Origin of the sequence: Lactiplantibacillus sp. C232 (assembly GCF_023806725.1) — a bacterium.
Classification (GTDB): Bacteria; Bacillota; Bacilli; order Lactobacillales; family Lactobacillaceae; genus Lactiplantibacillus; species Lactiplantibacillus plantarum.
Map to the genome: position 1 here is coordinate 1 of NZ_JAMSKZ010000048.1, position 548 is coordinate 548.

The window sequence follows — 548 nt, forward strand, 5'->3', positions numbered from 1 at the left end:
TTCACTTATCTGTTTATCTGGATTGATGTGAAATTGTGTTGTAGTTTGAATACCATATTTTTCATATATTTCTTGAAATAAATCCCGATACGTTTTAGCATTTCCGGACATAGCTCATAATCCTTCCGGTACACACTCTTTAATGTACGTGTCAAACTGTCGTTCAATTTCATGACTCTTTCTGGCTAACTGATCCACTGTTTTAATGTGCTCACTACCAGTCCGGATTAAATACCCACGAAGCCAGTGCAATGCGTCCTCGACGTTTTTACAGTGTGCTAAGGGTGCTTCTACTAGCCGATTAATACCAGACTTTTCATCGTAGCTAGTTACCGGATGCCCATGGCTGTCTAATGACATCCTGTTAACCTTAACTTCGTATTTGTCACTAGTCAGATGATACTGTCCAATTTTCATATCAATCATGATTATTCGTCCTCCGTGATTTCATCTATTTCTACTCTAGGATTTCGTTTATCAACGGCAAATTCGTCCTGGAATCCTGTGATGTGCTTTCGATTATCGTTGCCTAAAAGCCCAGCCTTCAT

1 protein-coding gene is annotated in these 548 nt (G+C 39.4%); it reads right to left on the reverse strand.

Going from position 1 to position 548, the window contains the following annotated elements:
* Positions 1–114: 114 nt before the first annotated feature.
* On the reverse strand, positions 115–426 hold the full coding sequence (locus MZO41_RS16545; RefSeq protein WP_024971544.1) for a hypothetical protein: 312 nt from the start codon (positions 424–426) through the stop codon (positions 115–117).
* Positions 427–548 lie beyond the last annotated feature (122 nt).

Excerpts from the sequence above, each read along its gene's own strand:
- MZO41_RS16545 (WP_024971544.1), bottom strand. The coding sequence starts at position 426 with ATGATTGATATGAAAATTGGACAGTATCATCTGACTAGTGACAAATAC.